This window comes from Saccharopolyspora erythraea NRRL 2338, from assembly GCF_000062885.1.
GTDB classification, from domain to species: domain Bacteria; phylum Actinomycetota; class Actinomycetes; order Mycobacteriales; family Pseudonocardiaceae; genus Saccharopolyspora_D; species Saccharopolyspora_D erythraea.
On sequence record NC_009142.1, the window covers coordinates 2339158 to 2359627 of the forward strand.

At 72.9% G+C, this 20470-nt stretch carries 18 protein-coding genes; 4 read left to right on the top strand and 14 right to left on the bottom strand.

From position 1 onward, the window contains the following. Positions 1–36: 36 nt before the first annotated feature. The 6 genes from pgl to tkt all read right to left on the bottom strand — a co-directional run bounded on the left by pgl (position 37) and on the right by tkt (position 8411). Entirely contained in the window at positions 37–816 is a 780-nt protein-coding gene (gene pgl, locus SACE_RS10540) for a 6-phosphogluconolactonase (protein ID WP_009942966.1), read from the bottom strand. Next, positions 813–1775 carry a glucose-6-phosphate dehydrogenase assembly protein OpcA gene (gene opcA / locus SACE_RS10545; RefSeq protein ID WP_009942965.1) on the bottom strand — a complete coding sequence of 321 codons (963 nt, stop codon included), beginning with the start codon at positions 1773–1775 and terminating at the stop codon, positions 813–815. Before opcA ends, pgl begins: the two co-directional genes overlap by 4 nt. Next, on the bottom strand, positions 1772–3301 hold the full coding sequence (zwf, locus tag SACE_RS10550; protein WP_009942964.1) for a glucose-6-phosphate dehydrogenase: 1530 nt from the start codon (positions 3299–3301) through the stop codon (positions 1772–1774). The genes opcA and zwf overlap by 4 nt, the downstream gene beginning before the upstream one ends. Continuing rightward, entirely contained in the window at positions 3298–4941 is a 1644-nt protein-coding gene (locus SACE_RS10555; protein WP_009942963.1) for a glucose-6-phosphate isomerase, read from the bottom strand. Before SACE_RS10555 ends, zwf begins: the two co-directional genes overlap by 4 nt. A gap of 255 nt (positions 4942–5196) precedes the next feature. Further along, positions 5197–6297: a transaldolase gene (tal, locus tag SACE_RS10560; protein ID WP_009942962.1), complete on the bottom strand. Its 1101-nt coding sequence runs from the start codon at positions 6295–6297 to the stop codon at positions 5197–5199. Positions 6298–6311: 14 nt separating this feature from the next. Next, positions 6312–8411: a transketolase gene (tkt, locus tag SACE_RS10565; protein ID WP_021341286.1), complete on the bottom strand. Its 2100-nt coding sequence runs from the start codon at positions 8409–8411 to the stop codon at positions 6312–6314. Between the two features lie 453 nt (positions 8412–8864). Here tkt and SACE_RS10570 point away from each other — a divergent pair, with 453 nt between their 5' ends. Beyond that, the gene (locus tag SACE_RS10570; RefSeq protein WP_009942961.1) at positions 8865–9839 is read left to right on the top strand and encodes a heme o synthase; all 975 of its coding nucleotides are present in this window, start codon (positions 8865–8867) and stop codon (positions 9837–9839) included. Here SACE_RS10570 and SACE_RS10575 read toward each other — a convergent pair. From SACE_RS10575 to SACE_RS10585, 3 genes are all read right to left on the bottom strand, one after another. Beyond that, the gene (locus SACE_RS10575) at positions 9836–11224 is read right to left on the bottom strand and encodes an MFS transporter (RefSeq protein WP_009942960.1); all 1389 of its coding nucleotides are present in this window, start codon (positions 11222–11224) and stop codon (positions 9836–9838) included. The genes SACE_RS10570 and SACE_RS10575 overlap by 4 nt on opposite strands. A 20-nt stretch (positions 11225–11244) precedes the next feature. Then, on the bottom strand, positions 11245–11694 hold the full coding sequence (locus SACE_RS10580; RefSeq protein ID WP_009942959.1) for a hypothetical protein: 450 nt from the start codon (positions 11692–11694) through the stop codon (positions 11245–11247). 193 nt (positions 11695–11887) lie between these two features. Continuing rightward, complete coding sequence (locus tag SACE_RS10585; RefSeq protein ID WP_009942958.1) at positions 11888–12856, bottom strand: quinone oxidoreductase family protein; 969 nt, start codon at positions 12854–12856, stop codon at positions 11888–11890. A 141-nt stretch (positions 12857–12997) separates the two neighbouring features. Here SACE_RS10585 and SACE_RS10590 point away from each other — a divergent pair, with 141 nt between their 5' ends. The 3 genes from SACE_RS10590 to SACE_RS10600 all read left to right on the top strand — a co-directional run bounded on the left by SACE_RS10590 (position 12998) and on the right by SACE_RS10600 (position 15126). Continuing rightward, positions 12998–13312, top strand: coding sequence for a hypothetical protein (locus tag SACE_RS10590; protein ID WP_009942957.1), 315 nt, complete (start codon positions 12998–13000; stop codon positions 13310–13312). Continuing rightward, positions 13309–14190 (top strand): ATP-grasp domain-containing protein, encoded by an 882-nt coding sequence (locus SACE_RS10595; protein ID WP_009942956.1) that lies wholly within the window; start codon positions 13309–13311, stop codon positions 14188–14190. The genes SACE_RS10590 and SACE_RS10595 overlap by 4 nt, the downstream gene beginning before the upstream one ends. Positions 14191–14631: 441 nt before the next feature. Beyond that, positions 14632–15126, top strand: a complete 495-nt coding sequence (locus SACE_RS10600) for a GbsR/MarR family transcriptional regulator (protein WP_009942955.1) — start codon at positions 14632–14634, stop codon at positions 15124–15126. Positions 15127–15145: 19 nt separating this feature from the next. Here the strand turns inward: SACE_RS10600 and SACE_RS10605 are convergent, their stop codons facing one another. The 5 genes from SACE_RS10605 to mptB form a co-directional block, all read right to left on the bottom strand. Further along, positions 15146–16105 (bottom strand): COX15/CtaA family protein, encoded by a 960-nt coding sequence (locus SACE_RS10605; RefSeq protein WP_269453535.1) that lies wholly within the window; start codon positions 16103–16105, stop codon positions 15146–15148. 67 nt (positions 16106–16172) lie between these two features. Continuing rightward, positions 16173–17024 (bottom strand): SCO6745 family protein, encoded by an 852-nt coding sequence (locus SACE_RS10610; protein ID WP_009942953.1) that lies wholly within the window; start codon positions 17022–17024, stop codon positions 16173–16175. Between the two features lie 29 nt (positions 17025–17053). Then, positions 17054–17770, bottom strand: coding sequence for an ABC transporter permease (locus SACE_RS10615; protein ID WP_011873586.1), 717 nt, complete (start codon positions 17768–17770; stop codon positions 17054–17056). Between the two features lie 77 nt (positions 17771–17847). Beyond that, positions 17848–18783: an ABC transporter ATP-binding protein gene (locus SACE_RS10620; protein WP_011873587.1), complete on the bottom strand. Its 936-nt coding sequence runs from the start codon at positions 18781–18783 to the stop codon at positions 17848–17850. Between the two features lie 11 nt (positions 18784–18794). Then, the gene (gene mptB / locus SACE_RS10625) at positions 18795–20381 is read right to left on the bottom strand and encodes a polyprenol phosphomannose-dependent alpha 1,6 mannosyltransferase MptB (protein ID WP_011873588.1); all 1587 of its coding nucleotides are present in this window, start codon (positions 20379–20381) and stop codon (positions 18795–18797) included. Positions 20382–20470 lie beyond the last annotated feature (89 nt).

Genomic DNA, 20470 nt, shown 5'->3' on the forward strand with positions numbered 1-20470 from the left:
CGGTGGCGACAGGCCCGCTTCGCAGCTACCGCCCGCTCAGTGCTCCTCGACTACCTCGAGGGGAGCGACGGCCGCGGCCGCTTCGCGGTCGAGCAGCCACAGGGTGCGGTTGCGCCCGTGCGCGCCCGCGGCCGGGATGTCGACCGGGTCCGCGCCGCCCAGGGCGGCCGCCACCGGCTCGGCCTTGGCCGCACCGGTGGTCATCAGCCACACCTGGGAGGCCGCGCGGATCGCGGGCAGGGTGAGCGAGATCCGCGTCGGCGGCGGCTTCGGGCAGTCGTGCACGCCGACGACCATGTGCACGGACTCCCGAACGTACGGGGTGTCCGGGAACAGCGAGGCGGTGTGCCCCTCCTCGCCGACGCCCAGCATCAGCACGTCGAACGCCGGCACCGGCGTGTCGGTCGCCGCGTCCGCCTGGGTGGCCAGCACCTCGGCGTAGTGGGCCGCCGCCGCGTCGGCATCCGGGCCGAACCTGCCGTCCGACGGCGCCATCGGGTGCACCCTGGCCGGGTCGACGGCCACGTGGTCGAGCAGGGCCTTGCGGGCCTGCGTCTCGTTGCGCTCGGGATCGCCGTCGGGCAGGAACCGCTCGTCGCCCCAGTACAGGTCGACCCGGCCCCAGTCCACCGCGCCGCAGGCGGGGGAGAGCCGGACCTGCTCCAGCACGCCGATCCCGGTGCGCCCGCCGGTGAGCACCACCGACGCCGCACCGCGCGCGGTCTGCGCGTCGACGACGGCGGTGATCAGCCTGGCCGCGGCGGCCGCGGCCAGCAAGTCGCTGCCCTCGTGGACGACGACGTCAGGAGCGGTCACGACTCCTCGCCCTCCTCGTCGGTCTCCTGCTCCGCCTCGTCACCCTTGGTGATCTTGGAGAGCCCGTGCAGGGTCGCCTCGTAGATCTCGTCGGGGTCCAGCCTGCGCAGGTCCTCGGTCAGGCAGTCCCGCACCTCGCGGCGCTGCAACGCCACCCGCCGGTCCGGCTGACCCGGCTGGGTCAGCGAACCGACCTTGCCGTCCGGCCGGACGATCTCGACGTTGCCCGACGGGCGCTCCAGCACCGCCGAGACGATGCCCGGCCCGCGCGGGTGCTCCAGCCGCCGCACCGGGATGTCCAGGTAGCTCGCCAGCCACGCCGCCAGCAGGTCGGTCGACGGCGAGTCCGCCGCGCCGCTGACGGTGGCCGCGGTGACCGGCTCGTGCGGCGGCAGGTCCAGGGCCGCCGCCAGCACCGCGCGCCACGACGTCAGCCTCGTCCAGGCCAGGTCGGTGTCGCCGTCGGTGTAGGAGCGGACGCGGTCCTGCAGCGCTCCGATCGGGTCTGCCTCGGCGGCGGCGTCGGTGATCCGCCGGTGCGACAGCGCGCCGATCGGGTCCTTGGCCGGGCTCTCCGGAGCGTCGCTGGGCCACCACGCCACGACCGGCGCGTCCGGCAGCAGCAGCGGCACGACCGACCCGGCGCCCTCGTCGGCCAGCGCGCCGTACAGGCGCAGCACGATGACCTCGGACGCGCCGGCGTCACCGCCGACCCGGATCTGGGCGTCCAGCCGCGGCGCCGCCTGCTTGAGGCCGCGCGCCACGACGATCACCCGCGCCGGGTGCTCCCGGCTGGCGTCGTTGGCCGCCTGGATGGCCTTCTCGACCTCGGTCCCGTCACCGGTGACGATCACCAGGGTCAGCACCCGGCCCAGCGCCACGGCGCCACCGCTCTCGCGCAGCTCGACCAGCTTCTTGTTGACCTGCGACGTGGTGGTGGACGGCAGATCGATGATCACGGTCGCCTCCAGGTGCGTCCGGTGCGGGCCATCATGGCTTCCGCCGACGGCGGACCCCAGGTCCCGGCCTTGTAGGACTCGGGCTTGCCGTGCGCGGCCCAGTAGTCCAGCACCGGGTCGAGGATCTTCCAGGACTGTTCGACTTCTTCGTTGACCGGGAACAGCGAGGGCTCGCCGAGCAGCACGTCGAGGATCAGCCGCTCGTAGGCCTCCGGCGAGGACTCGGTGAAGGCGTGGCCGTAGCCGAAGTCCATCGTCACGTCCCGCACCTCCATCGAGGTGCCGGGGACCTTCGAGCCGAAGCGCATCGTCACGCCCTCGTCCGGCTGCACCCGGATCACCAGGGCGTTCTGCCCCAGCTCCTCGGTCATGGTGTCGTCGAAGGGCAGGTGCGGGGCGCGCTTGAACACCACCGCGATCTCGGTGACCCGCCTACCCAGCCGCTTGCCGGTGCGCAGGTAGAACGGCACCCCGGCCCAGCGCCTGCTCTCGACCTCCAGGGTGATCGCGGCGTAGGTCTCGGTGGTGGAGTCGGGGGAGAAACCGCCCTCCTCGTGCAGCCCGGGCACCAGCGAACCGCCCTGCCAGCCGCCGGTGTACTGGCCGCGCGCGGTGGTCTGGTCGAACGGACCGACCGGCTTGGTCGCAGAGAGCACCTTCAGCTTCTCCGCCCGCAGGTCCTGCGGCGAGAAGGAGACCGGCTCCTCCATCGCGGTCAGCGCCATCAGCTGCAGCAGGTGGTTCTGGATGACGTCGCGCGCGGCGCCGATGCCGTCGTAGTAGCCGGCCCGGCCGCCGAGGCCGATGTCCTCGGCCATCGTGATCTGCACGTGGTCGACGTAGTGGGCGTTCCAGATCGGCTCGAACAGCTGGTTGGCGAAGCGCAGCGCCAGGATGTTCTGGACGGTCTCCTTGCCGAGGTAGTGGTCGATGCGGAACACCGAGTCCTCGGGGAAGACCTCGTTGACGATCCGGTTCAGCTCCTGCGCGCTGGACAGGTCGTGGCCGAACGGCTTCTCGATGACCACCCGCCGCCAGGTGTCGGGCGACTGCTCGGTCAGCCCGGAGCGGGAGAGCTGCTTGAGCACCGTCGGGAACGCCGACGGCGGAACCGACAGGTAGAAGGCGTGGTTGCCGCCGGTGCCGCGCTCGGCGTCGAGCTGCTTGACCGTCTCGGCGAGCCGGTCGAACGCCGCCGGGTCGTCGAAGGAGCCGGGCACGAACCGGAAGCCCTCGGCCAGCCGGTCCCACACCGTCTGGTGGAACGGGGTGCGGGCGTGCTCCTTGACCGCCTCGTAGACGACCTGCCCGAAGTCCTGGTCGGCCCAGTCCCGGCGGGCGAAGCCGGTGAGCGCGAAGCCCGGCGGCAGCAGCCCGCGGTTGGCCAGGTCGTAGATCGCCGGCATCAGCTTCTTGCGGGACAGGTCGCCGGTGACGCCGAAGATCGTCAGCCCGGACGGCCCCGCGATGCGCGGGAGCCGCTTGTCCCGCGGGTCACGTAATGGGTTCTGCCACTGCGAACTCACGCCTCGCCCTCCTGTGCCTGGTCCTGGTGCAGGCCCTGCACCGCCTTCACCAGCTCGACCAGGCCGGCCGCCCGGTCGTTGAGGTGCAGCCGGAGCACCGGCCGGTTGTGCTCGGCCAGCACCTGGCCGTCGCCCAGCGCCTGGGCGCGCTGGAGCTCGCCCAGCGTGTAGGGCCGGCCGGGGACCTCCAGGTCCTCCTCGGCGGTGCCGGTGATCTGCAGGAAGACCCCGTTCTGGTGGCCGCCCTTGTGGTACTGCCCGGTGGAGTGCAGGAACCGCGGACCCCACCCGAAGGTCGTCTGCAGGCCGGTGCGGCGCGCCAGCTCCGGGCGCAGCACGGCCGCCGAGGCGTCGTCGAGCCGGTCGAGGTAGGCCTGCACCGACAGGTAGCCGCTGCCCGGCGCGGTCGCCAGGAACGCCCGCAGCGCCTCGGCGACGGTGCCGACCCCGGCCGAGAGCCAGTCGCCGGAGGGGTGCACCTCGATCGAGCCGTCGACGGTCGCCGGGGTCGCGGCCGGGCCACCGCCCGCGCCGTCCAGCAGCGCACGCGCGGCCTTCTTGGCGGCCTCGACGTCGGGCTGGTCGAACGGGTCGATGCCCAGCAGGCGGCCGGCCAGCGCGGTGGCGAACTCCCACAGCAGGAACTGGCCGCCGAGCGGGCCGTCGACGCTGATCCGGGCCGCTTCGTCGGCGGGACCGATCGCCACCGTCGTGGCGTCGTCACCGGCGTCGGCGAAGCCGGCCGCGCGGGCGCCCTCGGTGACCACCGGCAGCAGGCCGGTGCCGTTCTTGCCGGTCGACTCGGCGATGAGCTGCTCGGCCCAGTCCGGCAGGCCCTTGACGCCCGAGCCGGTGTCGGCGAAGACGACCTTCTCGGCGCTCCTGGCGTGCGCCGCGCCGAGTGCCGCGGCCAGCCGCACGGCCGGGTTGTTCTCGGAGTCCTCGCGCAGCGAACCGAACGCCGCCGCGGCGTCGTCGAGCAGCGTGGCGATGTCGGCGCCGGCCAGCCCGGCGGGCACCAGGCCGAAGGCCGTCAGCGCGGAGTAGCGGCCGCCGACGTTGGGGTCGGCGGTGAAGACCTTGCGGTAGCCGGCCTCCTCGGCGGCTTTCTGCATCGGCGATCCCGGGTCGGTGACCACGATGATGCGGGTCACAGGATCGATTCCGTTCTCGGAGAACGCCCGCTCGAACACGCGGCGGTGGCTGTCGGTCTCGACGGTGGTGCCCGACTTCGACGAGACGACCAGCACGGTGCGGTCGAGGTCGCCTGCCAGCGCGTCGGCGACCTGACCGGGGTCGGTGGTGTCCAGCACGACCAGCGGTACACCGGCGGTCGCGGTGATCACCTCCGGCGCCAGCGACGAGCCGCCCATGCCTGCCAGCACGATCCGGTCCAGACCCTCGGAGTGCAGCTCCGCGCGCAGGGCGTCGATCTCGGCCAGCAGCGGCCGGGAGCTCTCGTGCAGGGTGGTCCAGGACAGCCGGATGGACGCCTCGCTCTCGGCGTCCGGGCCCCACAGCGTGGGGTCCTGCGCGGCGAGCCTGCTCGCCGCCTTGTCACCGGCCAGCCGCTCGGCCAGCGGCCGGGCCTCGTCAGCCAGCGCCGAGTCGGAGATTTCGACTGAGGTTTCGGTCGCCATGTAAGTCCTTCAGCGCTCGAGTTCCAAAAGCGTGGATTGGACACCAAGGTGCGCACCGGCCGGTGGTCTTGGACGGCCAGCCGGCCGTCGTGGCCCCGCAGCGGGCCGGGATGGGCATCCTCGGCGTTGCCGAACCGCGGGCACGACACCGGCGGCGTGCCCACAGTCTGCTTGATCCGGCCAAGCGCGGCATGCCGCGCACCGGAAGGGCGCGGAGCACCGGCGGTCTCGCCGCCGGCGCCCCGCGCCCACCGCTCACTTGGCCTGGTCGAGCTGCTCGCGAACCGTCTGCAGCAGTTCTTCCCAGGACTTCTCGAACTTGTCGACGCCCTCGCGCTCCAGCACGGCGAACACGTCGTCGAGGTCGATGCCCGCGGCCGACAGCGAGTCGAAGACCTGCTGCGACTCGGCCGCCTTGCCCGACACCTGGTCGCCCCGCACGTCGGCGTGGTCGGCCGAGGCGAACAGCGTCGCCTCCGGCATGGTGTTCACCGTGTTCGGCGCGACCAGCTCGTCGACGTAGCGGGTGTCGGAGTAGGACGGGTCCTTGACGCCGGTCGAGGCCCACAGCGGGCGCTGCGGCTTGCCGCCCTCGGCGGCCAGGGCCTTGAACCGGTCGGAGGCGAAGACCTCCTCGTAGGCGGCGTAGGCCAGCCGGGCGTTGGCGATGGCCGCCTTGCCCCGCAGCTCCTGCCCGCCCTCGACCGACTCCAGGCGCTTGTCGATCTCGGTGTCGACCCGGGAGACGAAGAACGAGGCCACCGAGGCGATCCGGGCGAGGTCGTGGCCGTTGGCCTTGGCCTGCTCCAGACCGGCGAGGTAGGCGTCCATGACGTCCCGGTAGCGCTCCACCGAGAAGATCAGCGTCACGTTGACGCTGACGCCCTCGGCCAGCACGCGGGTGATGGCGGGCAGGCCCTCGACGGTGGCCGGGATCTTGACCATCAGGTTGGGCCGGTCGACGGCCTTCCACAGGTCCAGGGCCTCGGCGACGGTGCGCTCGGTGTCGTGCGCCAGCCGCGGGTCGACCTCCAGCGAGACGCGGCCGTCGTGGCCCGCCTCGTAGATGTTGCGGAAGATGTCGGCCGCCTCGCGGATGTCGCGGGTGGTCAGCTCGCGGACGGCGTCGTCGACGCTCGCGCCGCGCGCGGCCAGCTCACGCACCTGCTCGTCGTAGTCCGCGGCGTTGGACAGCGCCTTGGCGAAGATCGTCGGGTTGCTGGTGACGCCCACGACCGCGTAGTCGGAGATCAGCTCGGCGAGGTTGCCGGAGTTGATCCGCTTGCGGGAGAGGTCGTCCAGCCAGATGGAGACACCCGCGTCGCTCAGCGCCTCGAGGTTGCTGTTGGTGGTCACTGATGTTCCTCCACTCACGCGTTGGCGCGTGCGTTGTCCAGGCTCCGGCGCGCCGCGGCGACCACGGCGTCGGCGGTGAACCCGAACTCCTTGAACAGGGTCTTGTAGTCCGCCGAGGCGCCGAAGTGCTCGATCGAGACGATCTCGCCGCTGTCCTTGGCGAAGCGGTACCACGGCTGCGCGATACCGGCCTCGACGACCACCCGGGCGCGCACGCCCCGCGGCAGCACCTGCTCGCGGTAGGCCTCGTCCTGCGCGTCGAACCACTCCACGCACGGCATCGACACCACACGGGTTGCAACGCCGTCGGCCTCCAGGGTCTTCCTGGCCGCCACGGCCAGCTCGACCTCGGAACCGGTGGCGATGATCACCAGGTCGGGCTCGCCCGAGCCGGCCTCGGCCAGCACGTAGCCGCCGCGGGCCACGCCCTCGGCGTCGGTGCCCTCCAGGGTCGGCACGCCCTGGCGGGTCAGCGCCAGGCCGGCGGGGCCGCTGGTGTCCTCCAGGATCGCCTTCCAGGCCGCGGCGGTCTCGTTGGCGTCGGCCGGGCGGACCACCGACAGGCCGGGGATGGCGCGCAGCGAGGCGAGCTGCTCGATCGGCTGGTGGGTCGGGCCGTCCTCGCCCAGGCCGATCGAGTCGTGGGTCCACACGTAGACGACCGGGGTCTTCATCAGCGCCGCGAGCCGCACCGCGGGCCGCATGTAGTCGCTGAAGATGAGGAAGGTGCCGCCGTAGGGACGGGTGCCGCCGTGCAGCGCGATGCCGTTGAGGATCGAGCCCATCGCGTGCTCGCGGATGCCGAAGTGCAGCGTCCGGCCGTAGGGCTGGGCGGTCCAGGTGCCGGTGGAGATCTCGGCGGGGCCGAAGGACTCCACGCCCTTCATGGTGGTGTTGTTGCTCTCGGCGAGGTCGGCCGAACCGCCCCACAGCTCGGGCAGCACGTCGGCCAGCGCCGCCAGGACCTCACCGGAGGCCTTGCGGGTGGCGACGGCCTTGCCGCCGACCTCGTAGGTGGGCAGCTTCTCCTGCCAGCCCGCGGGCAGTTCGCGCTTGCTCAGGCGGTCCAGCAGCGCCTTGCGCTCCGGGTTGGCCTGCGCCCACGCCTCGAACTCGACCTGCCACTTCTCGTGGGCGGCCTTGCCGCGCTCGGCGACCTTGCGGGCGTGCTCGAGCACCTCGGGGGCGACCTCGAAGGACTGCTCCGGGTCGAAGCCCAGCGCCTGCTTGACCCCGGCGACCTCCTCGGCACCGAGCGCGGCGCCGTGGGCCTTGCCGGTGTTCATCTTGGTCGGCGCCGGGTAGCCGATCACCGTGCGCAGCACGATCAGCGTCGGGCGGCTGGTCTCGGCCTTGGCGGTCTCGATCGCCTCGAGCAGACCGGTCACGTCCTCGCCGCCGTGCACGGTCAGGACCTGCCAGCCGTAGGCCTCGTAGCGCTTGGCGGTGTCCTCCGACAGCGCGATGCGGGTGTCGTCCTCGATGGAGATCTCGTTGGCGTCGTAGATCACCGTGAGGTTGCCGAGCTGCTGGGTGCCCGCCAGCGACGACGCCTCGGAGGTCACGCCCTCCTCGATGTCGCCGTCGGAGGCGATGACGTAGATGTGGTGGTCGAAGACGCTCTCACCCGCAGCGGCTTCGGGGTCGAAGAGCCCGCGCTCGCGGCGGGAGGCCATCGCCATGCCGACCGCGGTCGCCAGGCCCTGGCCGAGCGGGCCGGTGGTGGTCTCCACGCCCGTGGTGTGGCCGTACTCGGGGTGGCCCGGGGTCTTCGAGTCCCACTTGCGCAGCGCCTTGAGGTCGTCCAGCTCCAGGCCGTAGCCGGAGAGGAAGAGCTGCACGTACAGGGTGAGGCTCGAGTGCCCGGCGGAGAGCACGAACCGGTCGCGGCCGATCCACTCGGCGTCGCTGGGGTCGTGCCTCATGACGCGCTGGAACAGCGCGTAGGCGGCGGGGGCCAGGCTCATCGCGGTGCCTGGGTGCCCGCTCCCGCAGTTCTCGACCGCGTCGGCGGCCAGCACCCGGGCCGTGTCCACGGCGCGCTGGTCCAACTCGGTCCAGTCTTCGGGGAGTCGCTTGGTGGTCAAGCGGGCAAGATCGTCGGTGACGGACACGGACGCAGCTCCAGTTTCCCTCGGCGCGGCGAATGCGGTCGCTTGACTTGACCGATCCGAACCGCTGTTATCCCTCGTCCGACGGGCAGCCTAGTCATGTCCGATCAGGGACCTGGCGACCCGTCTGGATTGATGTCGTCTCCCGCGTCGCCGAACGTGCAGCGCAGCTCGCCCCTGCTCGCGCCCCGAACGCGGACGCGGCCGTGCGGACCCGCCGTGCGGGGAACCCGGCCGCCGTCCGTGCCGCGCCCCGCACCTGGTGCCGGCAGCGGGAACGGCGTCGAGAATACCCAGCGAGCAGCCGTGACCGGTGCCACCGGTTCTCGCGCCGGTGGCAGGGTAGCCACCGCGTGCCACCCGATCGAGGCGCGCTCAGGTAGCGCGCCTACTATTCATTGGGTCCGCGCCGCAGGTGCCCACTGCGCCCCCGCTCCGGCGCGAACCTCCGCCGAAGTGACCAAGGAGTTCCATGCCGTCGGTGAGCGCAGCGTCGTGACCACCGCCGTCGACGCCCCCCAGGCCCGGCACGCCCGGCGCCCCGCCGAGCTGCTGAAGGCCTACGCCGGGCTGATCAAGCCGCGCGTCATCGAGCTGCTGCTGGTGACCACGATCCCGGCCATGCTGCTGGCGGCGCGCGGCATCCCGTCGCCGTGGCTGGTGATCGCCACGCTGGTCGGCGGCACGATGGCCGCGGGCAGCGCCAACGCGCTCAACTGCGTCGCCGACGCCGACATCGACCAGGTGATGAAGCGCACGCGCGCCCGGCCGCTGGTGCGCCACACCGTGTCGAACCGGCACGCGCTGGTCTTCGGCATCGCGCTCGGCGCGGGCTCCTTCGGCTGGCTGTGGGCGACCACGAACCTGCTGTCGGCGGTGCTGGCGGTCGCCACGATCCTGTTCTACGTCTTCGTCTACACGCTGGTGCTCAAGCGCCGCACGGCCCAGAACATCGTCTGGGGCGGGGCCGCGGGCTGCATGCCGGTGGTCATCGGCTGGGCCGGGGTGACCGGGCGGGTGGACTGGCCCGCGCTGGTGATGTTCGGGATCATCTTCTTCTGGACGCCGCCGCACACCTGGTCGCTGGCGATGAAGTACCGCGACGACTACGAGCGCGCCGGGGTGCCGATGCTGCCGGTGGTCGCCCGCCCGACCTACGTCTCCCGCCAGATCGTGGTGTTCACCTGGCTGATGGTGCTGTGGACGCTGCTGCTGGCCCCGGCGACCGGCTGGCTCTACACGGCGTTCGCGATTGCCGCGGGTGCCTGGTTCCTCGTCCTCGCGCACCGCCTCCACGCTCAGACCCGCCGCGGCGAGCCGACCAAGCCGCTGAAGCTGTTCCACCTGTCGAACACGTACCTGATGATCGTGTGCGTGGCGCTGGCGGTGGACTCGGCGCTGAGCCTGCCGGTGCTCGGCTGGCCGTTCTAGCGCCCTTTCCGCAGCACCGCGGTCACCGCCAGCGCTGCGACGGCCGTGACTGCCGAGGCCAGCAGCATCGCGGCCTCGAAGCCGCCCGCGAGTCTCGCCGGTTCGGTGAGGTCGGTGCCGTGCACGGCGATGAACACCGCACCGCAGACCGCGACGCCGAACAGCCCGCCCAGCTGGCGGGCCTCGGTCACCAGCCCGCTGGCCAGGCCGCGCCGCTCCACCGGGGTGGTCGTGAAGGCGCCCGTGCTGGCCGGGGTGAACACCGCGGGCCGCGAGAGGCTGAACGCGAGCAGTCCGGGCACCAGCGCGAGCAGTCCGGCGCGTGGCGCGAGCATCCCCAACCAGCACAGCCCCGCGGTGGCCAGGACGAGTCCGCCCACGACCAGCTTCCACGGCCCGTGCCGGTCGGTCAGCGTTCCCGTGGTCAGCGACAGCAGCGGGGTGAAGATCCCGGCCAGCGCGAGCACCAGACCGGCGGTGAACGCGCTCTCGCCCAGTCCGTGCTGGAGGAAGAGCACCAGGTAGACGGCGTTGCCCAGGACCGCGAACTGGATGGCGAACAAAGCGACCAGCGAGGCGACCAACGCGCGGTTGCGGACCATCAGCGCGACCGGGACCAGCGGGTGCGGCGACCGCAGCTCGTACCGGACCAGCAGCCCCAGCAGCAGCACTCCGGCCAGCACCGGCACGAGCGCCGCCCATCCCCAGTCGGTGAACTGAGCGACCCCCACGACCAGCGTCGCGAGGCCGGACGACAGCAGCACCAGCGCGCCGGCCTCGACCGGCCGCGGGTCGGGTTCGCGGGACGGAAGCAGCCAGCGGCGCCCCTGGTGGAAGGCGAACACCACGACGGGCAGGTTCATCACGAACAGCCAACGCCAGCTCGCCACCTCCAGCAGCGCTCCGGAGATCAGCGGGCCCGCAGTGAGGAACGTGGTGCCGCCGGTGGACAGCAGCCCCACGGCCCAGCCGCGGTGCCGCGCACCGACGTCCCTGGAAGTGGCCGCCAGCGCCAGCGGCTGCATGATCGCCCCGCCGACACCCTGGGCGAACCGGGCGCCGATGAGGAAATCGAGGCCGGGTGCCGCGGCACAGGCGGCGGAGGCGAGACCGAACACGGCGAGACCGGCCAGCAGCATCCGCCTGCGGCCGAACCGGTCGGCGAGCCGCCCCGCCGCGACCATCAGCACCGAAAGCGCCAGCAGGTAGGCGGTGATCGTCCACTGCAACCGGGTCGCCGAGGCGCCGAACTCGCGCTGCAGCGCCGACAGCGCGACCGCGACCGAGGTCTGGTCGAAGAACAGCAGCATGTTGACGGTCAGCGTGCACATGAGCACGTGCCGCTGCCGCTTGTCGAGCGCTCGCCACTCGTTCGTACGGGCCACCCGACGTAGTGTCGTTGCGCTCAGCACACCTCGCCGGTGGTGGCGGCGGTGGCCCTGAGCAGGTCGCGGACGAGGTCGAAGTCGATGCGGCCGGGATGGCGGTTCCACGTCGAGCTTTTCGCAGGCGTCCATGTCGACGTCGTAGCCATAGACGCCCGGCGCGCCCCGGTGCGGGTAGCGCCCCTGCCGAAGCGGGGAGTCCTCGGTGATCGGTACCGGGATGCCGCCGCCACCGGCGAGGGCCAGTTCGTACGCGCTGTACACGTGAGCACGACGATCGGCCCGTCGGGAAGGTGAGGCAGCACCGCTTCGGCGTCGGCCCTGGTCATTGCGAGGGTGTCCACGACGGCGGCGGGGGCGAACTCGCGGATCCGCTCCGCGGCGCTCGCGAAGTCCGCGCGGCCCACGTGCAGCTGCCGCACCGCGACCCGGTTCTCGGGGGTGTGCCTGCCCCGGTGCGCGACGAGCACCTCGTCGCCACGGGCGGCCAGCTCCTCGGTGATCCTGCGGCCGATGAACAGGTTCCGCCGACGACGAGCACGCGCATGCCGATCACCCTCCTCGCCGCCATCACAGCACCAGGAGGGACGCCGCGTACGCGGCGTTCGCCCTGGGTGGAAGCGGCCGCCGGGGCGCCGCAGCGGCACCCCGGCGGCGCGGCGGTCACGGGATCAGCAGCAGCTTGCCGGTCGTGCGGCGACCTTCGAGGTCCTCGTGCGCGCGGCGGGCGTCGGCCAGCGGATAGGTGCCTCCGACGGTGATCCGCAGGGTGCCGCTGCCGATCCACTCGAACAGCTCGCCGGAACGCCAGGCCAGCTCCTCGGCGGTGAGGATGTGGTGCGCCAGGCTCGGGCGGGTCAGGAACACCGAGCCCGCGGAGTTCAGCCGCTGCGGGTCCTGCGGCGGCACCGGGCCGCTCGAGGCGCCGAAAAGCACCAGCATCCCGCGCGGCCGGAGGCTGGCCAGGCTCGCGTCGAAGGTGGACTTGCCGACACCGTCGTAGACCACGTCCACACCGCGCCCGTCGGTCAGGTCGCGGACCTCCTCGGCGACGTCGGCCTCGGTGTAGCGGATGATCTCGTCGGCACCGGCCTCGCGGGCGAGCTTCTCCTTCTCCGGCGTGGACACGGTGCCGATGACGTTGCCGCCGCGCGCCTTGACCAGCTGCGTCAGCAGCAGCCCCATGCCGCCCGCGGCGGCGTGCACCAGCGCGGAGTCGCCGGTCTTGACCGGGTAGGTCGAGGTGACCAGGTAGTGGGCGGTCATGCCCTGCAGCAGCGCGGCCGCGGCCGTCCGGTCGTCCACGCCGTCGGGCACCCGCACCAGCTTGTCGGCCGGGATCACGGCGCGCTCGGCGTATCCGCCGGGGACCATCGCCCAGGCCACGCGGTCGCCGACGGCGAAGCCGGTGACCTCCGGACCGACCTCGGCCACCGTTCCCGCGCCTTCGGACCCGGGCGTGAACGGCAGAGCCAGGTCGTAGACGCCCGAGCGCTGGTAGGTGTCGATGAAGTTGACACCCGCGGCGGCGACGTCGACCAGCACCTCACGCGGGCCCGGGCTCGGGTCCTCGATCTCGGCGAGTTCCAGGACCTCCGGCCCGCCGTTGGCCTGTACCCGGATTGCGCGCATGCCTGCCTCCTGTCGATCTGCGCCTGTTGCTCCGTGCAACCCGGCGTCTGCTCGTGATCTTCCCGTGCGGACCGGGAGATCGCCGAGGGCTGGCTCACGAAACCGTCTCGGCCGGGCCGGGACCGCGTCTAGGATCCGGGCATGACCGCACCCGAGAAGCAGGCCGAGACCAAAGCGTCGCCCAAGGCGGTCGCGACCGCCAGCGCGTTCGTGCGCGAGCACGGCGAGTCCGGGCGCGCCGTGGTGGAGAACCTGGGCCGCGCCGGCGCCCGCGTGGTCCTGATCGGCGAGGACGGCGCGCTGGGCGATGTGATGGTGCCCGACGTCGCCACCGGTGAGGCCGTGGTGGAGGCCGTCGACGGGCTCACCGCCGCGGAGTGGGACGGCGAGACCACCGCGGCGCTGAAGATCGGTGCCGCCCACCGCAGGAAGATGGCCGGGCCGCGCGCCCGATGATGCCGCGGGTACTGCTCGCGAGCTGCGCCGAGCTGCCGGAGTCCGACGGTGACGACACGCCGCTGACCGGCGCGCTCGCGGAACTGGGCGTCGACGCGGCGTGGGCGCCGTGGGACGACCCGGCCGCGCCGTTCGCCGAGGCCGATCTCGTCGTGCTGCGCGCGACGTGGGACTACGCGCCACGCCGCGACGAGTTCCTGGCGTGGTGCGACTCGGTGCCCGCGCTGGCCAACCCGGCTCCGGTGGTGCGGTGGAACACCGACAAGTCCTACCTGGCCGAGCTCGGCGACGCCGGGGTGGGAGTGGTCCCGACCCGGCTGGTCAGGCCGGGGGAGCGCCCGGTGTGGCCGGAAGGCGACTTCGTGCTGAAGCCGGCGGTGGGCGCGGGCTCGCGCGGCGCGGCCCGCTTCGACGCCGACGACCACGACGCCGCCCGGGCGCACCTGGAGATCCTGCACGCCGACGGCGGGGTGGCGGTGCTCCAGCCCTACCAGGCGACGGTGGACGCCGAGGGCGAGACCGCGATGGTGTTCATCGGAGGCGTCTTCTCGCACGCCTTCGTCAAGGGCGCGATGCTGTCGGACTCGGCGGCGATGGACTCCTCGGGGCTGTTCGTCACCGAAGGACTGCGCCCTGCCGATGCGGACCCGGCGCTGCGCCGGGCTGCCGAGGACGCCATGGACGCGGCTTCGGCGCTGCTCAAGGTCGACCGCGCGGAGCTGCTCTACGCCCGCGTCGACCTCGTGCGCGGCGCCGACGGCAGGCCGTTGCTGCTGGAGCTGGAGCTGGCCGAGCCGTCGCTGGGCTTCCGCCAGACCGACGCCGGGGCCCGGCACCGGTTCGCCTCCGCCGTCCGCAGCGCGCTCGCCCGCCGCTGAGCTACCTGTGCCGTCGGATGCCAGGCGTTGAGCCACCCGCGCCGTCGGATGGGCGCCGCTGATGCCCGTGCCGTCGGATGGGCGCCGCTGATGCCCGTGCCTTCGGACGCCCGCCGTCGAGTCCCCGTGCCGCCGGGGACCCGCCGTCGAGCCACCCGTGCCGTCGGGCACCCGCCGCTGATCGCCCGCACCCGGGCGCCCGTCGCTGAGTCGCCGCGCCGTCGGACACCGGGCGCTGAGCCGCCCGGGCCGTCGGGACCCGCTGCTGACCTGGTCGGCCGTCTCCTCCGCTGCGCGGGACCGGCCCCTCCACCCGATCGCCACCGACTTGCGGCGTTCGGGTGCTGGCATCGCCGTTCGCCTTCGCCTATCTTTTCAGCGAAGACTAAAGTCGATCTCAGGGCGCGGCGCCGCGCCTGGCACGGACCCTGGAGGGCGAGCGTGGCCGAGTACGAGCACCGCACCGACCGCCCGGCGATGCCGGAGTGGATCGAGCAGATGGCGGCGCACTTCGAGGCGACCGAGGCGATGCCGCTGATCGCCGGGCGCATCCTGGCGTTCCTGCTGATCTGCGACCCGCCGGAGCGCACCGCGGCCGAGCTGTCCCACGCGCTCAGCGCCAGCACCGGCTCGGTGAGCACCAACGTCCGGCTCCTGCTGCGGCTGGGCATCATCTCCAAGACCACCCGCCAGGGCCGCGAGGCCGCGCTGTACCGGGTGGAGGAGGACCGCTGGCCGCAGCTCGTGCGCCACCGCATGCAGCGCGTGACCGAGCTGGAACAGCTCACCGAGTCGGGCCTTCGGATGTTCAGCGGTCAGGGCGAACGCGCGCGACGGCTGCGCACCGTCCACGAGTTCTACCGGTGGCTCTCCGCGGAGATGCCCGAGCTGTGGCGGCGCTGGGAGCGCGAGGGCAAGGGCAGGCTGCGCTTCTGACGCGCTCCCGGAGCGGGAGTCAGGCGGCGACCGGTGCCTTCGCGGTCGGCGCGGACTCGGCAGGAACCGGGCCGCGGTAGCGCGACTCGCCCCACAGCAGCGCGGTCACGATGATCACCAGCGTCGAGCCGGTGACGTGCAGGACGACCAGGACGGCGGGAACGCCGATCGCGTACTGCACCGAGCCGAGCGCGCCCTGGGCGAGCACCAGCACGCAGGCCGCGATGTAGGCCCGCAGCAGCCCCTTGGTGGGGCGTGCGCTGCGCAGCCACACGCCGAAGACGGCGAGCAGGCACACGTAGGCCATCACCAGCAGTCCGTGCACCTCGACCAGCCGCGGGATGGGCAGGTCCAGGCGCGGGGTGTCCGGGTCGCCGCCGTGCGGTCCGGCCGCGGTGACCAGCGTGCCAGCGACCAGCATCGCGGCGGTCACCGCCGTCAGCGCCACCAGCAGCCGCCGCATCGCCGGGGTGATGACCAGGACCGGCTCGCGGTCTCCCTCGCGGGCGGCCTTGTACAGGTGGGCGGCCAGCCAGATCAGCACCGCCGAGGCCATGTAGTGCACCGACACGCTCCACCAGGCGAGGTCGACCCGCACGGTCAGCCCGCCGATGATCGCCTGCGCGACCACGCCGAGCGGCATCACCAGCGCCAGCCGCACCAGGCGCGGCCTGCGCGGCCGGACCCGCCACGCGGCGACGAAGCAGCCGAGGGCGATGAAGCCGATCACGCCGGTGAGCGTGCGGTTGCCGAACTCGATCACCTGGTGCAGCGTCGCGACCTCGGGGTGGGCGACCGGGACCATGCTGCCCGGGAAGCACTCCGGCCAGGTCGGGCAACCGAGTCCGGAACCGGTCACCCGCACGACCGATCCGGTCACCGAGATGAGGGCTTGCGTCACCATCACGGCCAGGGCGAGCACGCGGACCCAGAAGGTCGCGTTGCGCGGAACTGCGGGAACAGAAGACGCCGTCGGCACGCGTTCGATGGTAAGCGCAAGCCCCGTTCACGTTCTGCGCAGGGCTTGACAACCCGGGGGCACGTACTCAGCGCTTCGCGAAGACTCCCTGCGGCAGCGCACCGGCCTGGGAAAGCGCCTTGCTGAGCCGGCTGCCGTTCTGCAGCAGGGTCTGGGCCTCGTCCTCGGAAAGCGCCGCCCACGGCGCGGTGGACATGGCGTCGGTGTCGGCCTCGATGTCCTCGCGCAGGGCCGTTCCTCGGTCGGTGATCGCGCCGTCGGCGTCGATCAGGCCGCGCTCCCGAAGCTCCCGGCGAGCGGCCGCCCATTCGTCCTCGGTCCAGCCGCGCGTCTTGAGCGCGGCCTGCTCGGTGAACGACTGGCCGGTGGCGACGTGCAGGACGAGGGCCTGCAGCCCGGTCAGCCCGCCGCGCTGGAGGGCGGCGATGTGGGCGTCGCCGCGGAACTCCCGCAGCAGCGAGACCGCGTGCCAGAGCCGCAGGTGCGGCTCCTGCGGCCACTCCAGGTCGGCGTGCGCGGCGAAGAGCGGCTTGCCGTCGGGAGAACACGCCGCCGACGCCTTGCGGGCCAGTTCGGCGGTCTCGGCGACCGCCTCCGACTCCAGCTCCTCGTCGCCGAGCATCCGCCGGAGCGCGCCGTCGGCGGCGCCGAAGCGGGCGGCCACGACCTCGGCGGGCGTGGTGATCTCCCAGGCGCGGGGGATCGCCGTGGCGATGCTGGTGGGGCTGAAGTTGTAGAAGGTGGCGCTGACCACGCCGGGGCCGACCGCGCCCATCGGGGCCGAGCGGCCCGCGAAGTAGGACATCCGGCCGCGTTCGAGGCCGAGACCTGCGAAGGCGTCGGCGGCCTCGGGGGCGAAGTAGATCATCGAGTGCACGAGTTCCAGGGCGGCTTTGCCCTGGCGGGCGAGCGTCGTCATGCGACTCACCCTACTGCGCGGTAACTCAATCAGGTGAGCTTCGTGGTCCGGCTCGCGACCCAGCCCGCCACCGCGCCCCAGACGAGGAGGACGACGACCGGCTGCGGGCCGGGCAGGGCACCGTGCACGAGCGCGGCGTCCAGCGACTCGGCGAGCGCGCCCGAGGGCAGCAGCCCGGCGATCGCCGACAGCGGCCCGGGCAGGTCCGACGCGGGCAGCGCCAGGCCGCCCGCGAGCAGCAGCACGAACCAGACCGCGTTGGCCAGCGCGAGCACGATCTCGGCCCGCAGCGTCCCGCCTACCAGCACCCCGGCCGCGCCGAAGGCCAGCGTTCCCAGGACCAGCAGCGGCACCGCGGCCAGCAGCCCGACCGGCGAGGGCGTCCAGCCCAGCAGCGCGGCGGCGACCCCGAGCACCACCGCCTGCAGCGCGACGACCACCAGCGTCGCCAGCACGCGACCGGAGATCAGCACCCAGCGGGGCAGCGCGGTGGCCGACAGCCGCTTGATCACCCCGTAGCGGCGGTCGAAGCCCAGCGCGATCGCCTGGCCGGTGAACGCCGTCGACATGACCGCCAGCGCGAGGATGCGCGGCATCACCGAGTCGACGCGCGGCTCCGGCACCGTGCCGATGTGCAGCGTGCTCAGGCCGATCAGCAGCGCCAGCGGGATGATCAGCGTCAGTAGCGCCTGCTCGCCGTGGCGCAGGATGAGCAGCGCCTCGATGCGGGTGTGCGCGGCCAGCATCCGCCCGGGGCGGCCCCGCCCCGGCGAGGGCCGGAAGGTCCCCGCGGGGAAGCGCGGTGCGCTGTCGGTCTCGGCGCTCACGATCGGAGCTCCCGTCCGGTCAGTTCCAGGAAAACGTCCTCCAGGCTGCGCTTGCCGACGCGCAGCTCCTGGGCGAGCACGCCGTGGCGGGCGCACCAGGCGGTCACGGTGGAGACCACCTGCGGGTCGATGACGCCGCGGATGACGTACTCGCCGGCGCGCGGCTCGGTGGCCTGGCAGCCCTCCGGCAGCGCCGAGAGCAGCAGGTCCAGCTCCAGCGACGACTGCGAGCGGAACCGCAGCTCCTGCAGGCCGTCCTCGGGCGCGGTCAGCTCGGCCGCGGTGCCCTCGGCCACCGCCCGGCCGTGGTCGACGATGACGACCCGGTCGGCCAGCGCCTCGGCCTCGTCCATCAGGTGCGTGGTCAGCAGCACGCTCACGCCGTCGCGCCGCAGCGCCGACACCAGCTCCCACACCAGCCGCCGCGCCTGCGGGTCCATACCGGCGGTGGGCTCGTCCAGGAACACCAGCTCCGGGCGGCCGACCAGGGCGCACGCCAGCGACAGCCGCTGCTGCTGACCGCCGGAGAGCCGCTTGTAGGGGGTCCGGCCCACCGATCCGAGGCCGAGGGTCTCCAGCAGCCACGCCGGGTCCAGCGGGTCGGCCGTGCAGGAGGCGACCAGCCGCAGCATCTCGTCGGCCCGCACGCCCGGGTAGGCGCCGCCGCCCTGCGGCATCACGCCGATGCGGGGGCGCAGCGCCTCGCCCTGCGCGGCGGGATCGAGGCCGAGCACGCGGACCGACCCGTCGTCGGGTCGCTGGAAGCCCTCGCAGATCTCCACGGTGGTGGTCTTGCCCGCACCGTTGGGGCCCAGGAGCGCCAGCACGTGGCCGCGTTCCAGGCGCAGGTCGAGGCCGTCGACGGCGACCGTGCCGCCGAAGCGCTTCCTCAGCCCACGCAGCTCGACGGCCGGACTGTCGGCGTTGCTCACGAAATCCAAGCCTATGCCGTGACGCGGCGAACACCGCCGCGGGTGGGGCCCGGCCACGGCACCCTCCCGCGCACCAGCCACACCATGAGCCCGAAGACCACCAGCGCGGCGGCCACGGCCAGCGGGATCTGGTAGATCCGCAGTTCGAAGCCCGAACCGGTCGGGGGCACGAACAGCGCCAGCGGCAGGCTGATCACCGCTGCGGCGATGCGGAACCGGTTGTCGTTGGTCGACAGCGCCAGCGGCACCAGCGCCCACAGCAGGTACCAGGGGTGCACCACCGGTCCGAACAGCGCCAGCGCGCCGAAGGTGATGCCCAGCCCGGCCAGCGGTTCGATCCGGCCGCGGAAGGACAGCCACAGCATCCGCAGGCACACCGTGGCCGCGACGCCGTAGCCGAGGATCTTGGTGATGGCCAGCAGCGCGTCGGTGTGGTTGCCCAGCCCGAGCAGCATCGAGATGCCGCCGCCGGTCATGCCGATCGCCGACATCGGTGCCAGCCAGGTCTTGAGCCGGTTGGGCACGTCGTAGGTCTCGATCCAGCCCAGGCCCCAGCCGCTGGAGACCGTGATCACCGTCATGGTCACCAGGAACACCGCGGTCAGCAGGGCGGCGGCCTTGAACAGGTCGGCGTAGCGCCCGCCCCAGCGGCGCGCCACGTAGACGCCGAAGAAGCCCAGCGCGATGAAGCCCGGCGGTTTGATCGCACCGCCGACGGTCAGCAGCACCCCGGCGACGACCACGCCGAGCACTCGCTTCCAGCGCAGGCCCAGCTCGATGGCGGCCAGCATGATGCCGACCAGCAGCGCCTCGTTGTGCATGCCGCTGACGACGTGGAACAGCACGATCGGGTTCGCCGCGCTCAGCCACAGCGCGCTCACCGGGTGCACGCCGCAGCGGCGGGCCAGCCGGGGGATGGCCCAGATCGCCAGCGCCAGCCCGGACAGCATCACCACCCGCCACAGCAGGACGCCGAGGATGACGTTGTCGCCGACGATCGAGGAGATGACGCGGCCGAACATCAGGAACAGCGGGCCGTAGGGCGCCGGGGTGTCCCGCCAGATGTTGTTGACGTTGCTGGTCAGCGGGTGGTCCACGCCGAGCCCGGTCAGCGGGCTGAGCACGTAGGGGTCCAGGCCGCGGTGGGCGATCTCGCTCTGCGCGAGGTAGGCGTACATGTCGCGGCTGAACAGCGGCGGCGCCAGCGCCAGCGGCAGCGCCCACATCGCGACGGTGCGGGCCAGCTGCGTCACCGAGACCAGCCGGGTGCTGCCCGGCCACGACAGCCTGCCCAGCCACACCCAGGCCATCACGATCATCAGCATGCCCAGCCAGGCGCAGGCCATCGCCACGGTCGGCATGCGGGCGGGCAGCCCGATCAGCCGGACGCCGGAGAGCGGGTTGTCCACCGGGGCCGCGCCCGCGCCGATCGCGCCGACGGCCAGCACCAGCGAGCCGGTCGTGCCGAAGCGGCGCACGACGTCGAGCCGCCGCCGTTCGGTGCGGTCCAGCGGCTGGGGCGCTCCCGCCTGGTCTGCCTGCTCCGACGCCGGGGCGCTGCCGGGCGCGGTCTCTCCGGTTGCCTCACCTGCCACCACGATGACGAAGCGTAATCGGGCGACCGGTCCCATCCGCCGGGCACCGTCCGGGAGGCGCCGGCCACGGCGCGCCGGGCCGCGCGTGGCGC

Bases quoted from the DNA above. Each gene is read 5' to 3' on its own strand.
- SACE_RS10595 (WP_009942956.1), top strand. From the start codon at position 13,309: ATGATGCCGCGGGTACTGCTCGCGAGCTGCGCCGAGCTGCCGGAGTCC.
- SACE_RS10585 (WP_009942958.1), bottom strand. From the start codon at position 12,856: ATGCGCGCAATCCGGGTACAGGCCAACGGCGGGCCGGAGGTCCTGGAA.
- SACE_RS10590 (WP_009942957.1), top strand. From the start codon at position 12,998: ATGACCGCACCCGAGAAGCAGGCCGAGACCAAAGCGTCGCCCAAGGCG.
- SACE_RS10555 (WP_009942963.1), bottom strand. From the start codon at position 4,941: ATGGCGACCGAAACCTCAGTCGAAATCTCCGACTCGGCGCTGGCTGAC.
- SACE_RS10610 (WP_009942953.1), bottom strand. From the start codon at position 17,024: ATGACGACGCTCGCCCGCCAGGGCAAAGCCGCCCTGGAACTCGTGCAC.
- SACE_RS10615 (WP_011873586.1), bottom strand. From the start codon at position 17,770: ATGCTGGCCGCGCACACCCGCATCGAGGCGCTGCTCATCCTGCGCCAC.